This is a genomic window from Aeromonas sp. BIGb0405, from assembly GCF_024807335.1.
GTDB lineage: Bacteria > Pseudomonadota > Gammaproteobacteria > Enterobacterales > Aeromonadaceae > Aeromonas > Aeromonas rivuli.
The window spans coordinates 219,458-234,272 of record NZ_JANUEP010000003.1; the positions used below are offsets into that span (position 1 = coordinate 219,458).

A 14,815-nucleotide genomic window follows, 5' to 3' on the forward strand; every position below is an offset into this window, starting at 1 on the left:
GCTCTCTACATGACTGTCGCGCTCGGTGGTATCGCCTATCTGATCGCCACTATATTGCTGGGCCGTTACGGCCGTATTCCCCTGGAGCGCTGGCTGCGGCAATCGACCTGGGGCAGCGAGCCCAATCTGGAGTGGACGCCAGCAATCGAGTTGCAGGAGTACGAGCGGCTCACCGCGGCTCCCCAGATTGAGATGACGAACACTGAGCTGGTGATCCGGCTGCCGAGCCACATTGACAAGATCAGCCTGAAACTCGGTGCCAGACGCATGGTGAAAATGTCTTACCCCGATGGTAGCCCGAGGTTGATGCCGCGCGGCGACAAACCCGAGGCCATTGCATTGGCAAGCAGCAACGGGCAGAGGGGAGAGTACCGCGTCCCTCACACCCTGAACCGGTACGATCAGCTCATCGCACTGATCACCTACCCGGCAGATGAGAGCCTGAGCGGCACAGCGCAGCGTTTCGTGGTGCGTGGCGATCTGCGGGCGGGGGTCGTGCTCACCGCAGAGCGTGATGCCAGCCTGCCCATCGAAGGCATAATGATTGGAATAGCACCATGAATGAACAGCACACCGATAACTTGTCTCTCCTGCAAGGGGAGGCCTTGCGCAGCTATATCAGCGACAGCTATCGCGAATTGGAAAAGGAGCCTGTGCTCCATCAATGGGACATATCCCATAAAAATCCCCATCGCTGGCTTGTCAGTGGCATAGTATTTTTTATTTTCATTGTTTTGGCCTATGTTACAGGAACAACTGGAGAATATGGTGCTAATACATCCTTGTGGTTCTTTTCTTTATTTGCTGTGTTCGGGGGAGGGTACGTAAGGTTCTTATTATTACCAGATAACATATATAACTATCATCTCACATCTAAAGGTATATGTTATACCCAGCAGGATAGTATTCCCGACATAGCCTTTACCATCGCCCGTGGATTGGGCTGGTTTGGTTGCGGAGTGTGCGTGTTGGCTGCGGGAATGCTGGGCCCTGCCGCCTTTATTGGTGCCGGTGCCAGCGCTCTGCTGGCATGGAAAATCAAAGATATGAAACCCAAACAAATAAAAGATATAGCGTTGTTTTCATCTCGTCATGGTGTGATGAAGGTTTTCAAAGCCAAAGAGTGTATCAACCTTTTTTTCGAAAGATGTACACGGGTTTATCAATATATATTGCCTTCCCGGCGAGTGTGACAAAGTTCTGAAATTGATATGTCCATATTTGGATGCTTATGAGATTGAGGAAGTAAATACTTGGCGGGAGTTTGGTAGTTGAATAGTATGCATCGCCATCACACTGGCCTATGGCTAGCTGCTTCATCTATCTATATTGCCAGCAAGGCGAGGCAGATAAAGTGCTGAATTATATATACCCATATTTACCTAATCATGAAGTGAGAGAGGTTAATAGTTGGCGTGAATTTTAGGCTGGCTATCTCAATGGTGTTGGCGGCCGGCGGTATTGCTTGTCTGGCCGCCACCCTGCTGGGCCGTTATGGTCGCATTCCGTTGGCGTGCTAAACCGTAAAAACGCTGGTCTGCCCACCTAATTTGGCACCGCCGCCCGCCATTTTTCCAAGCGGCGGCCTCAGTATCCCAAGGTTTTCACGAGGACATTATGAAGACGTTTTACATCATTCAGGACAAACGCCAATTGATGGCCATTGAGAAGCAAGATGCCGACGAGCTGGAGGCCGTCTTATCCGACGCCGTGGCACGGGGCCAGCAACTGGTGGCCGACGCCGTTGTGGCCTCCGATGAGGGGGCTGCTGTCAAGGCGGTCAAGATGATGCGGGTGTGGAGCATGTTTATCTGCCTGGTCGGGTTGCTCAATATAGGGTTTATGCTGATGGTCCAGGAGACGCCATTCAACGTGGTGATGATGCTCGCCATCGCGGGGGCGTTCATCTGGGTGGCGAGCAGCTTCAGGCGCACGCAGAGTGACGCGCTCAAGACCTTGCTAAAACATCAGGGCAACCGGACCTGATCCCGATCAGCCCCCGGCCGAGGCCATTGCATTGGCAAGCAGCAAGGGGCAGGGTGGAGAGTACCGCGTGCCTCATACCCTGAACCCGTATGACCAGCTCATCGCACTGATCACCTACCCGGCAGATGAAAGCCTGAGCGGCACAGCGCAACGCTTCGTGGTGCGTGGCGATCTGCGGGCGAGGGTCGTGCTCACCGCAGAGCGTGATGCCAGCCTGCCCATCGAAGGCATAATGATTGGAATAGCACCATGAATGAACAGCACACCGATAACTTGTCTCTCCTGCAAGGGGAGGCCTTGCGCAGTTATATCAGCGACAGCTATCGCGAATTGGAAAAGGAGCCTGTGCTCCATCAGTGGGATATATCCCATAAAGATCCTCATCGCTGGCTTGTCAGTGGCATAGTATTTTTTATTTTCATTGTTTTGGCCTATGTTACAGGAACAACTGGAGAATATGGTGCTAATACATCCTTGTGGTTTTTTTCTTTATTTGCTGTGTTCGGGGGAGGGTATGTAAGGTTCTTATTATTACCAGATAACATATATAACTATCATCTCACATCTAAAGGTATATATTATACCCAGCAGGATAGTATTCCCGATATAGCTTTTACCATCGCCCGTGGATTGGGCTGGTTTGGCTGTGGTGTCTGTGTGTTGGCCGCGGGCATGTTGGGCCCTGCTGCCTTTATTGGTGCCGGTGCCAGCGCTCTGCTGGCATGGAAAATCAAGGATATGCGACCGGTAAAAAAACACCGAGGATGTTTGTTTACACCAAATGGTTATTTGAAGATTTTCAAGAGAAAAGATGCCTTGATAGTCTGCAGTGAACCTTTTGATGCGGGAAACTTTATCTATTTATATTGCCAGCAAGGTGAGGCAGATAAAGTGCTGAATTATATATACCCATATTTACCTAATCATGAAGTGAGAGAGGTTAATAGTTGGCGTGAATTTTAGGTCGGCTCTCTACATGACGTTCGCACTCGGTGGTATAGCCTATCTGGTCGCCACTATATTGCTGGGCCGTTATGGCCGCATTCCCCTGGAGCGCTGGCTGCTGCAATCGAGTAGCAGGAGTATGAGGAGTTCACTGCCTCCCTTGACACTTTGCCATCAGGGAAGAATTATCTGATCAACCCTCTAAGTTAGGAGCATTATTTTTGTACATTTTCCTACCCCTATTAATGATTATCATCAAGATCATGATGTTGCTTTGCTGGTGGTCAGACAATACCCTGCGCCAGAAGGAAAGGGATGAGGCCATTTCTAGATTGAAAGAACAAGGCATGACAGCCGATGTGCTATCTGATACCGATCTGGTTTTGCTGAGAAAGATATATAGGCGACGATTTATCGACGGTACCATCTATCAGCATGAAGGGATCTATAACATTCGCCAGCTGGCGCCTGGATGGCGTCAGCGGTGGCAAGATACCTGTGTTGGTGACCTGAGGGTGGAGTCTATTTATTGGCCAGCGCCCCCTTCCAGCAAGGATGAATCCCATACCGTTGATATCCGAGGAATTATCTATAAAGATGCGCTCTACGCCATCAGTGCCGATGATGCACTCTTTATTCCTGAAGCCAAGAGGTTAGAAAACCTGCCCAGGCAGTGGGTGCCTAGAGAATTTGATGTCGTCTATCTTGAGGGATTGCACTTCATCATGCCGTTATTTTCACTTTTTACTTTCATCGCTTCTTTGTCGAGCAGCATCCCCATGCTGTCAATATTAACCACCTTAATCCTCGGTATGCTCGGTGCTTATTTATGGTTGATCCAAAAGCAGCATCGTCTATTTCTGATCGAGGGGAAATGCTCACTCATGTCTGCCAATAGCGCATTTGGTGAAAGGAAAATCATCAATGAGTGTATGGTCAGCGACCCCGCAAAGAAGTTGCAGCCGGGGGAGCGCTACACATTGCATTGCGTGCGTTCCCACCATGAGGTGTTTCTATCTCCGGAACGACTAAATAACAAGGAGTATGTAGATGGAGCTCAATTCCTACTCTTTGGCTCTCGCCAGTGGAACTGCGCCTTGGCGCTGGTGCTATTTGTTGCACATTTTATTTTTATTCATAACTTATACCACTCGCCAGCGTATCTGATTCATAATGGCTATATAGAATATGTAAGGGAGAAAGTGATTGATAGCGACCATTTCTCCGCATTATACGAGGTGTTGCCAAAAGAGTTTATTCATATAAACAGTGTTTTGGTAGTCAATCATGATTTTGATGATACGTTGTGCCTTCGTGATAAGTCGGAACTGAAAAAAGACGATTTCAAGGATGCCGTACAGCACCTTATAGGCATGGACTACAGTGTAGAATTGGATGAGAAAAAATCTCTCTTCGAGATGTACCCTGAAGCTTATGAGTACCTTATAAATATAAAATCCAGGAATCAGGTTAATTGCCCTATTACAATGACTATGACAGGTGAAAGAATATATGACTTTGATACATCACCTATATATATCATCACATATTTGTCTGAACGAGCGCAAAAAATAAAAATGACAGCCAATGCAATGATTAGCTCTGAACTAGTAAAAAAGAGTATTTCAGGGTATGTTTATGGGAATGAATTACCGGTTAGAAATTCTATTCATGGCTTGGTTGTTAAGAAAGAAATAAAATCTAATGGAAATGTATTTATCACTTTGAATAGGGCGTTTACCCCAACGCAGAAAGAGGAAGTCGAGAGTATTTACTACAAGATATGGGTGAATATAATCCTAGCTGCAATCTATTTATTCACGTTTATCGGCTTCTTGATTGGATGGTTCAAAGAGTCAGGATCATCGCCCAGCATGCCTAATCCAAGCGCTACATAACAGTTTGATAGGAAAACCAATCGTTCAACGAAACTGGTAGATGGCGTCAGTACGCAGCGAAAAGGATCTGGCTCGTTATCAGGCGGGCAAAGGTGATAGAGGTTACAGTGCGGGCGCTGGGATTGGCCTATCTCCCCACAGCAGGAATCGATATCACTATCGAGCGGGTTCTGCCACATCGCCAGCGGCGACATCCCAGCAAAGCCGTCTGATTCAATACCATCTGGTTACTACCCCTCCATAAGATCAAACGCAATAAGCTAAGTGGCGATCCGGGCGGCACTACACTCAATAAAATGGGTGAGGTAGCCACTATGAAAGGGTTATGGATAGTGATGATGTGGGGGCTCTTTATGGGGCCTTGGTCGCAGGTTTGGGGGGCTGACCCCAAGGAGGAGGAAGAGGAGCGTGCTCAGCTGGACTTTAACAGTGCTGAGCTATCAAAGCCCGCCTTGGGGGATCTCGATGCCATGCTGGAACGGGGCCGCATCCGGGTGCTGACCACTTACAACAAGACTGGCTATTTCATCAACAAGGGCGTGCAACGGGGTGTCACCTATGATGGCTTTATGCAGCTTGAGCAGCGCTACAACGGCCAGTTGCGAAAAGAGAAAGCCATCAAGCGTCACCTCAAATTACATATCGTCTTTATTCCGGTCGCGCGGGACAAGTTATTCAGCGATCTGATCGCCGGCAAGGGCGATATCGCCGCCGCCAATCTCACCATCACGGATCAGCGCAAGCAGGGGGTTAATTTCACCGACCCCTTGCTTGAGGATGTGCGTGAACTGCTGGTCTCGGGCCCGGCTTCCCCCAAGGTGGAAGGGGCGGGGGATCTCGGTGGACAGGCCATCTATGTGCGCCCCTCATCGAGTTATTTCGAGAGCCTGCTCAGTGATAACCAGGCGCGCAAGGCCGCCGGGCAGCCGTTGATTGACATTCGTGCCGTACCTGAGACCCTGGAAGATGAAGACTTGATCGAAATGGTCAATGCCGGTCTGCTGCCGTTCATCATCGTGGATGAGCACAAGGCGCGCTTCTGGAAGCAGATTTTTCCCGATATCAACGTTCATGAGCAGCCGGTATTTCGTGAAGGGGGTGTCATCGCCTGGGCGGTACGCAAGGAGAGCACCCAGTTGTTGGCGATGCTCAATAAGCAGATCGCGGCGCTGCGGGGCAAGCAGACTGGATCTCAGCGGCTGGCCCTCTATCTCAAGCAGAATAAGTATGTAAAGAGCGCGGCCGCCGAGGCTGACCGTAAGAAGTTTCTGCAATTGGTCGACCTGTTTCGCCAATACGGAGCACGCTATGAGGTGGACTGGTTGCTCATTGCGGCCCAGGGCTATCAAGAGTCGGGCCTCAACCAGAAGGCGCGTAGTCATGTGGGCGCCATCGGTGTGATGCAGCTGATGCCCGCCACTGGCAAGCAGATGAAGGTGGGGGATATTCGCCAGACTGAGCCCAACGTTCACGGTGGGGTCAAATATATGCGCTGGATGATAGATCACTATTATGCAGACGAGCCCATGACCGATCTGGACAAGGCGCTCTTCTCCTTCGCCTCTTATAATGCGGGGCCGGCCCGGGTGGCGCGCTTGCGAGCAGAAGCCAAGAAGCGGGGCTTGGATCCCAATATCTGGTTCCAGAATGTCGAATATGTGGCGGCAGATAAGATAGGCCCTGAGACGGTGACCTATGTGGGCAACATTTATAAGTACTATATCGCCTACAAGTTGGTGATGGAGCAGATCGAACAAAAAAACCAGGCTGCCGCCGCGTTGGAGCAAGATGCGGGCAAGGCCAGTGGGGCCGCAAATACGCTAACGACCCCGAAAATCATTACAGCTGAGCCTGCACCCGCCACGAAATAACCATCGCTATTACAGAGGCGCCCAAGTCATTGGCTTGGGCGCCTCTGCGTTGCATGGGGTGTACCGGCTGTGCTGGCAATCCATTCTCGCGGCCAGTGGATGTTGTGGCCGGCAGGGTCTGTGTTATCCCCCGGCGTCAGCGGGGGAGTGGCGTCCCCGTGGCAAACAGGCCATTTGATGAGTCCCCTGTGCCGTGATGTTATTTAGCGCGTCGTGGCGATCGACTCAGATAAACATGCCCCCGGAGGCTTCGATGCGCTGGGCATTGATCCAGCGGCAATCGTCCGCGAGCAGGGCGGCGATGACACCACCGATATCGTCAGGACGACCCACCCGGCCGAGCGCCGTCTGGCTGGCAATAAAATCGTTCACATCCCGATTATCGCGCACGACACCCCCACCAAAGTCAGTCTCTATGGCGCCGGGGGCCACCACGTTGACGGCGATGCCCCTCGGCCCTAGCTCCTTGGCCAGATAGTGGCTCAATACCTCAATGCCTCCTTTCATGGCCGCATAGGCGGCATAACCCGGCAGGGCGAACCGAGTCAGACCGGTGGAGAGGTTGACGATGCGCCCTCCATCGCGTAGCAGGGGCAATAGTTGCTGAGTCAGGAAAAACGTGCCCTTGAGGTGGATGTTCATCAGGGTATCGAATTGCTGCTCAGTGGTCTGCTCGAAGGGCGCGTTGATACCTATGCCCGCATTGTTGACCAGGAAATCGAACTGGGTCCGTTGCCACTGGCTTTGCAGCAGCAGCTGCACCTGCTCGGCAAAGGCCGGGAAGCTGGCGCTGTCGGCCACATCCAGCGCCAGCGCATGGGCCTGGACTCCCAGGGTGCGAGCGGCTTCAACCACCAGATCGGCCTCTTCGGCCTGGCTGCGATAGGTGATGATGAGAGAGATCCCCCGGGCTGCCAGGGTCAGGGCCGTGTTGCGGCCAAGGCCTCGGCTAGCGCCCGTGATGAGGGCAATGGGTTGGTACATGATGAACTCCTGAGTTGGTTGGCGGTAGGGAGATGCGGTGTCACGACTGTATTTAATCTTTGAAACTGGATAAAGATGGTCATACTGAATGCAATGTTCCATTTACATAAACAATAGCCGATATGGATCAACTGGATGCCATGGGTATGTTTGTGAGGGTAGCCGAGCTGGAAAGCTTTACCCGCGCCGCCGAACAGCTGGCGGTGCCCAAGGCGACCCTCTCGCTCACCATTCGTCGTCTCGAGGAGCAACTGGGCACCCGATTGCTGCAACGCACCACGCGCAGGGTGCAACTCACCGCGGATGGGCGGCTCTGTTACGAGCGTTGCCTGGATCTGTTGGCGGATGTGGACGAGTTGCGGAGCCTGTTTCAGCCCGCGCAGCGTCTGAGCGGGCGATTGCGGGTCGACATGCCGAGTCGCTTGGCTCGGCTACAGGTGATCCCTCGCTTATCGGCGTTTCTGGCTCAGCACCCGGACTTGACCCTGATGCTGAGCACCACGGACAGGCGGGTCGATCTGGTGCGGGAAGGGTTCGATTGCGTGGTACGGGTCGGGACGTTGGGATCCTCCAGCCTGGTGGCGCGCAGGCTGGGTCAATATCGGCAGATCAACTGCGCCAGTCCCGCCTATCTCGCTCGGCACGGGCTACCGGGGACACTGGCGGATCTGGCTCAACACCAGTTGATCCACTACGGCAGCGATCTTGGCGGTGAGCAGACGGGATTCGAGGTGCTGGGGTCGGATGGCCGGGTCGAACGCCATCCCATGGCGGGCGCCCTGACCGTCAATGACAGCGAGAGCTACCTGGCCGCGGCCCTGGCCGGGCTTGGCATCATACAGTTGCCGGAGCAGGGCGTCGCTGAGCTGCTGGCCAGGGGAGAGCTGGTCGCCCTCTTGCCCGAGTGGCAGGCGCCACCGCTGCCCATTCATGTGCTCTATGGGCATCGCCGCCAACTGGCGCCCAGGGTGCAGGCCTTCATCCAGTGGCTCGAAGGCGTGCTGGGGAATGCCCCGGCGCCAGGGACGGATGGCGCTGAGTGACAAGGGGTTGCGCGGCAGGGAGGAAAACTGACGCGGCAGGAAAATTAGCCGGCGAATTTCACGATGCAATTTTTGCCTGCCGCCTTGGCCTGATAGAGGGCGAGATCGGCGTGGTGCAGCAGGGTATCCCCATCAAGAGTGGGCGCGCTCTCGGCCCAGCCAATGCTGAGGGTGCAATAGAGGGTCTGCTGCTCGGCGACGATGGACATGTTGGCGAGGGTGCTGCGGATCCGCTCCAGCACCGGCAAGGCATCCGCTGGCGATATATCGATCAGTACCAGGGCAAACTCCTCTCCCCCGATCCGCGCCGTGATGTCCTGGCTGCGGCAATGGTTATGGATGATCTGGGCCAGGGTCTGGATCACCCGATCGCCCACCCTGTGACCATGGGTGTCATTGATTGACTTGAAGTTATCTATGTCCAGCATGGCCACGCAATAGGGGCGCGCCTGGCCAGCAAGCCGCGCCAGCTGCGGCATGAAGGCGCGGCGGTTAAGCAGTCCCGACAAGGGATCGTAACTGGCCTCCTTCTCGGCGGTCTGCTTGTCTTGCTCGGTGCGGCGCAACTGGGCCCGCTGCAATGAGACCCCGAAGATGGTCAGCGCCGAGGAGAGCACGAAGGCCATCATCTCGGTGTTGGTCTCCTCCTGGGTCAGATGGATGAAAGGGCCGAGTCCGTGCGCCGTGGCCAGGATCATGAACAGCATGGCGAGGCTGCTAAATATCCCCAGATAAAACCGGCTGACTTCGAAGGCAAGCACGATCAGCAGAGGCGGGAGCAGATAGAACAACCAGCCGGCCTGCAGACCCAGTCCCAGCAGGGCGAACAGCGACAGGCCTACCCCGGGCAGTATGATGTGGCGCAGTTGGGCAATGCGCAGGGCATGCGGTTCCTGCCAGCCGACATAGATCTGGTACATCAACAGGATGCCGAGGATATCGGCAAGGAAGAGCATCTTGACCATGCCGGGCAGCGCGGATCCGGGAATGTAGTGACCCAGCACCAGATTCCATGCGAGCAGCAGGCTGGAGAGCGAGATGGGAACCACGCCAGCCAGCACCACAAACTTGATGAGATCGTTGGCATTATGCACCCCAAGGGGCAGGAAACCTTGTAGCAGGCGCAGGGCAAGTGCCGGGGCCAGGGCATCGATCAGGGCGGCGATAGCGGTATGGGACAGGGAGGGGAGCAGGGCGCCCTCCATCATCATGCCTTTTACGTTCAACATGAAGCTGCCCAAACATATCCAGGGCAGCGCCCTCATCCCCCAGTTCAGCAGCATGATCAAGGCAATCCCGGAGGGGAGCCAGATCAGGGTGATGTTGGCGGGTTGCAGGCTAAATAGCGTCTGCCCCAGCCAGCCCGTGAGGCAATAGCAGAGACAGGCCAGTGCCAGGGCGAACCGAGTCCGCCAGGACGGGGAGAGGGGAGCTAAGCGTATGTTCAATCCGTTGATCGGTTCTTATGATGCCAGTGGCGCTACTATAGCCAATGTCATGCTGTAACTAAATTTAATAAATTCAGATGGTTCACCCCCTGTGAGCCAGATCGCGGCCTCGCGCTCATCAGCGGGTCCCTGTTCAGGCTTGCCGGCCACTGACGATGGGCAAGACAGGGCCCGGTGAGGGGGCATGGGAGCACTCTCAGCCAGCACTCTCAGCCAGCATTATCAGCCAGCACGCTCACTCCCGGTAGCGGCGGGCACGATACTGGCTGGGGGATTGCGCAAAGGCCTCCTTGAAGAAGCGGGTGAAGCTGCTCTGGCTGGCAAAGCCGAGCCGTCCCCCCACCTCTTGCAACTGCAAAGAGGAGTCGAGCAGCAAGCGGCAGGCTTCCTCTCGCCGTACCTGCTCCAGCAGGGCCGAGAAGTGGCACTGCTCCTCGCGCAGATGGCGGTTCAGGGTCCAGCGAGTCACGTTCAGGGTCGTGCAGATCCCGGCCAGCAGGGTGCGGGGATCTGCATCTCCCAACCAGAGCTGGCGCCGGATCAGGGTCAATACCTGCTCGCGATAATGGGAGGGCGGTTGCAACTGCGCCATCTGCTGGGTCAGCTCCCCCAACAACAGCGGCTGCAAGGCGGCATTGTGGCCGCCATAGGGCTGATCGAGCAGGGCGGCGGGGAACGTCAGCTGATAGCCATCCCCCAGGCGCACCTGCCCTGCCAGCCAGGCCGCCAGCTCCCGCCACAGTTTTGGGCGTACCGGGGTGGGCAGCACCAGCTGACCCTGGCCCGGTTGATAGAATTGCACCAGGGCATAGAGATAGCAGAGGTTGACCAGGCTGCTCATGGCGATCACATCCGGGTGATCGGAGTCCGAATAGTAGCTAAGCCGCGCCACGCCATCTTGCTCCTGCAGCGTGATCCGGTCGCACTCGCCGATCAGGGGGCGATAGCGCAGGAAAAATTGCAGGGCCTGACGCAAGGTGGCGGCGTTGCAGCAGAGGCTGGCCAGGGGCAGATAATCGGAGAACAACCCCGTCAAGGAGGGGGGCGACCAGTGATTGGAAAGATCGGCATGGGGCGCGCAGTGGGCCAGCAGCCGGAAGTGGCGCTGGGCATCGATGCGTCCCTGGGGAATATGCAACTCTTCCCGGGCTATCCCGGCAGCAAGGAGGAGCGAGGCGGGATCCCGGCCCTGGGCCTGCCAGCGGGCGAGGCAGTGCAGGGCAATCCGGTTGGAAACACTTTTCACGGCTGAACTCCTTGTCGGCGGTACCTGTTCATCATGGCCCGCCATCATCCCCGGTTGGGGATCCATTGCCGTGATCCCGGCGCAATTTCTCGTCCTGCTTGTGTAACCAAAGGTAACCCTGCAAGGCTTTTCACACTTTTGCAACCTGCTCCCAACCGTCAAGTTCCTGCACCCGGCGGGCAAGTGTGGGCGGCGGCCTTTGCATAGAGTGGCCAGACTCATACACACAAGGAAGGTCACAATAATGAAATACCCTGGTCTCGCCCTGACAATCAGCGCCCTGCTGCTGACGGGCTGTAACGACAATGACTCCTCCCCCAAGCCCAGCCAACCCGAATTGGGCCACCGTACCGCGAGTCTGATTGAACAAGATGGCCTGCAATTCAAGGATCTGGATGGCAGCGGCACCTTGACCCCTTACGAGGATTGGCGTCTGGGCGCCGCCGAGCGCGCCCAGGATCTACTGAGCCGACTGAGCCTGGCTCAGAAGGCCGGCCTGATGATGCATGGCACCCTGGTGCTCGACGACAAGGGGCGGGTCAATCTGAGTGCCATGGACAAGATGCTGCGCATCGATGGGGTCAACACCTACATCACCCGGATGGCCGGGGATCCGGCGGCCATCGCCGAGGACAACAACAAGCTGCAGGCGGTGCTGGAAGGGGTGGGGTTGGGCATTCCCCTGACCATCAGTACGGATCCCCGCAACCACTTCACCCACGATCCCAACGCGACCAGCATCGGTGCTGGTGCCTTCTCCCAGTGGCCGGAGACCCTGGGGCTCGCCGCCATCGGGGATGCGGCACTGGTGCAGCACTTTGGTGACATCGCCCGCCAGGAGTACAGGGCGGTCGGCATCCACGAAGCCCTCTCCCCTCAGGCTGACTTGGCGACCGAGCCACGTTGGGGTCGCATCAATGGCACCTTTGGCGAAAACAACCTGCTCGCCAAGTCACTGGTACGCGCCTACATCGAGGGCTTCCAGCACGGCAGCGAGGGAATAGGCAAAGATAGCGTGATCACCGTCGTCAAGCACTTCGCTGGCGCAGGCCCCCAGAAGGATGGACTGGATGCCCACAACCCCTGGGGCAAGGAGCAGGTCTATCCGGGGGATCAGTTTGCCTATCACCTGGTGCCGTTTGAAGGGGCCTTCGAGGCCAAGGTCGGCGCTGTCATGCCTTACTATGCCAAGCCGGAGGGATTGACCTATGCAGGGCAGCCCATCGAAGAGGTGGGCTTTGGCTTCAACCGCCAGATCCTCACCGACCTGCTGCGCGGCCACTTTGGTTTTGACGGCGTGGTGCTCAGCGACTGGGGCATCGTCAATGACTGCGACACCACCTGCGAGGATGGCCTGACCGCGGAGCAGCTCACCGCAGGGGTGAGTCCCTGGACGGTGCCCTTTGGCATGTCCTGGGGGGTCGAGAACCTGACCAAGGCCGAGCGTTACGCCAAGGCGATTGACGCCGGGGTGGATCAGTTTGGCGGCGTCGAGGATCCCGCGCCCTTGTTGGCGGCGGTGCAGGCGGGGCTGGTGACGGAAGCGGCGCTCTCGACCTCTGCCCTGCGCATTCTGGTGCAAAAGTTCGAGTTGGGACTGTTTGAAAACCCCTATGTCGATGCCCAGGCCGCGGTGGCGCTGGTGGGCAAGGCCGAGTTCCAGGACGCGGCTCAGGCGGCCCAGGCGGCGGCCCACGTGCTGCTGAAAAATGAGGGCAAGATGCTGCCACTCCAGGCACAGGGCAAGCGGGTCTATCTCTATCAGGTCAATGAGGCGGTGGCGACGGCCAACGGCTTCACCGTCGTGACCGATCTGGCCCAGGCCGATCTCGCCATCGCCCGGGTCAACACCCCGAATGAGCAAGATCCGCGCTTCCCCTTTGGCAACATCCACTTCGGTCAGCTTGGCTTTGCCAGTGCGGGCCAGGCGGAGCAGGAGACGGCCCATGAGGGGGTCTACCATGGCAGCGAGGATCTGGCCGCCATCCAGGCCATACAGCAGGCCGGCGTGCCCCTGGTACTCTCCGTCTATCTGGACAGGCCTGCCATCCTGACCGAGGTGGCTCCGGCCGCCCAGGTGCTGTTGGCCAACTTCGGCGCCCTGGATCAGGCCCTGTTTGACGTCATCAGCGGCAAGGCCAAGGCGCGGGGCAAGTTGCCCTTCGAGCTCCCTTCCAACTGGCAGGCGGTATTGAACCAGCACCCGGATGTGGCGAGCGACTCAGTCAATCCGCTCTATCCCTATGGGGCGGGTCTGGCCTATTAAGTCCAGCAACAGAGACCTTCAAGGCGCCTGCGGGCGCCTTTTCTATGGCCGCTATCGACAAAGCCGGTTTGGCGCGGCTGGGCCTCTTGGGCATAATGTCCCCCTATCTCGGAGATGCCATGACATCCACCAACTAGGCCCTGCTGTGCCGGGGCGCACTGGTGTTGCATGATGAGAATCCACAGAACAGAGGAGATTCAATGAAGTATATCGGAGCCCATGTCAGTGCCGCTGGCGGCGTAGAGAACACCATAGCCCGCGCCAAGGCCATCGGGGCCAACGCCTTCGCCCTGTTCACCAAGAATCAGCGTCAGTGGCAGGCCGCCCCCCTGACCGCCAAATCCATCGATGCGTTCAAGCTCGCCTGCGAGCGGGAGGGCTTTGGCCCAACGCAGATCCTGCCCCATGACAGCTACCTCATCAACCTGGGCCACCCGGATCCCGATGCGCTGGCCAAATCCCGTGATGCATTTTTGGATGAGCTCAAACGCTGCGAGCAGCTCGGGCTCTGTTATCTGAACTTCCACCCCGGCAGCCACTTGAAGCAGATACCCGAAGCGGTCAGCCTGAAGCTGGTGAGCGAGTCCATCAACTGGGCGCTGGAACGCAGCCAGGGGGTAACGGCGGTGATCGAGAACACGGCGGGGCAGGGTACCAACCTCGGCTGGTCCTTCGAGCATCTGGCCACCATCATCGAGGGCGTCGAGGACAAGAGCCGGGTCGGCATCTGCTTCGACACCTGCCACGCCTTTGCCGCCGGTTACGATCTGCGCACCCCCGAGGGCTGTGCCCAGGTATTCGGGGACTTTGACCGTCAGGTGGGTTTTCAATATCTCAAGGGGATGCACATCAACGGCGCCAAGAGCAGCTTCGGCAGCCGGGTCGACAGGCACCATAGCCTGCAGCAGGGCAATCTGGGGGAGGCGGTGTTCCATCACATCATGAAGGACGCCCACTTCGACGGTATCCCCTTGATCCTGGAGACCATCGACGAGTCTATCTGGGCTGACGAGATCCGCTGGCTGCGCAGCCTGGCCGCCTGATCCCGAGGCCAGCGGCCTCTGGCGAGTGCTCAAAAACGTCGGCGACGCATCCGAAACAGAGGCCCCAATCCGGGGCCTCTTGTTA

Annotated in this window: 13 protein-coding genes; 10 read left to right on the plus strand and 3 right to left on the minus strand. The window is 56.6% G+C overall.

All coding sequences use genetic code 11. The features are described from left to right. The first annotated feature begins 9 nt into the window (after positions 1-9). From M2366_RS09335 to M2366_RS09365, 7 genes are all read left to right on the plus strand, one after another. Complete coding sequence (locus M2366_RS09335) at positions 10-561, plus strand: hypothetical protein (RefSeq protein WP_259269550.1); 552 nt, start codon at positions 10-12, stop codon at positions 559-561. After that, positions 558-1,193, plus strand: coding sequence for a hypothetical protein (locus M2366_RS09340; RefSeq protein WP_259269551.1), 636 nt, complete (start codon positions 558-560; stop codon positions 1,191-1,193). The genes M2366_RS09335 and M2366_RS09340 overlap by 4 nt, the downstream gene beginning before the upstream one ends. A 424-nt stretch (positions 1,194-1,617) precedes the next feature. Continuing rightward, positions 1,618-1,986 carry a hypothetical protein gene (locus M2366_RS09345; RefSeq protein WP_259269552.1) on the plus strand — a complete coding sequence of 123 codons (369 nt, stop codon included), beginning with the start codon at positions 1,618-1,620 and terminating at the stop codon, positions 1,984-1,986. A 67-nt stretch (positions 1,987-2,053) separates the two neighbouring features. Next, the gene (locus M2366_RS09350; protein WP_259269553.1) at positions 2,054-2,239 is read left to right on the plus strand and encodes a hypothetical protein; all 186 of its coding nucleotides are present in this window, start codon (positions 2,054-2,056) and stop codon (positions 2,237-2,239) included. Beyond that, positions 2,236-2,949: a hypothetical protein gene (locus M2366_RS09355; RefSeq protein ID WP_259269554.1), complete on the plus strand. Its 714-nt coding sequence runs from the start codon at positions 2,236-2,238 to the stop codon at positions 2,947-2,949. Before M2366_RS09350 ends, M2366_RS09355 begins: the two co-directional genes overlap by 4 nt. Before the next feature lie 203 nt (positions 2,950-3,152). Further along, positions 3,153-4,829, plus strand: a complete 1,677-nt coding sequence (locus M2366_RS09360) for a hypothetical protein (RefSeq protein WP_259269555.1) — start codon at positions 3,153-3,155, stop codon at positions 4,827-4,829. Positions 4,830-5,143: 314 nt separating this feature from the next. After that, entirely contained in the window at positions 5,144-6,700 is a 1,557-nt protein-coding gene (locus tag M2366_RS09365; protein ID WP_259269556.1) for a lytic transglycosylase F, read from the plus strand. 225 nt (positions 6,701-6,925) lie between these two features. Here M2366_RS09365 and M2366_RS09370 read toward each other — a convergent pair whose 3' ends face one another. Next, a complete protein-coding gene (locus M2366_RS09370; protein ID WP_259269557.1) occupies positions 6,926-7,684 on the minus strand; it encodes an SDR family NAD(P)-dependent oxidoreductase in 759 nt (252 codons plus the stop codon). Between the two features lie 122 nt (positions 7,685-7,806). Between M2366_RS09370 and M2366_RS09375 the strand changes: the two genes are divergently transcribed. After that, the gene (locus tag M2366_RS09375) at positions 7,807-8,727 is read left to right on the plus strand and encodes a LysR family transcriptional regulator (protein WP_224430541.1); all 921 of its coding nucleotides are present in this window, start codon (positions 7,807-7,809) and stop codon (positions 8,725-8,727) included. A 44-nt stretch (positions 8,728-8,771) separates the two neighbouring features. On the opposite strand, the gene M2366_RS09380 is transcribed toward M2366_RS09375, so the two are convergent. Continuing rightward, positions 8,772-10,175 carry a sensor domain-containing diguanylate cyclase gene (locus tag M2366_RS09380; RefSeq protein WP_259269558.1) on the minus strand — a complete coding sequence of 468 codons (1,404 nt, stop codon included), beginning with the start codon at positions 10,173-10,175 and terminating at the stop codon, positions 8,772-8,774. A gap of 235 nt (positions 10,176-10,410) precedes the next feature. Further along, positions 10,411-11,421 carry an AraC family transcriptional regulator gene (locus tag M2366_RS09385; protein ID WP_042043114.1) on the minus strand — a complete coding sequence of 337 codons (1,011 nt, stop codon included), beginning with the start codon at positions 11,419-11,421 and terminating at the stop codon, positions 10,411-10,413. Between the two features lie 244 nt (positions 11,422-11,665). Here M2366_RS09385 and M2366_RS09390 point away from each other — a divergent pair, with 244 nt between their 5' ends. Beyond that, complete coding sequence (locus tag M2366_RS09390) at positions 11,666-13,687, plus strand: glycoside hydrolase family 3 protein (RefSeq protein WP_259269559.1); 2,022 nt, start codon at positions 11,666-11,668, stop codon at positions 13,685-13,687. Between the two features lie 200 nt (positions 13,688-13,887). Further along, the gene (gene nfo / locus M2366_RS09395) at positions 13,888-14,730 is read left to right on the plus strand and encodes a deoxyribonuclease IV (RefSeq protein WP_224430538.1); all 843 of its coding nucleotides are present in this window, start codon (positions 13,888-13,890) and stop codon (positions 14,728-14,730) included. Positions 14,731-14,815 lie beyond the last annotated feature (85 nt).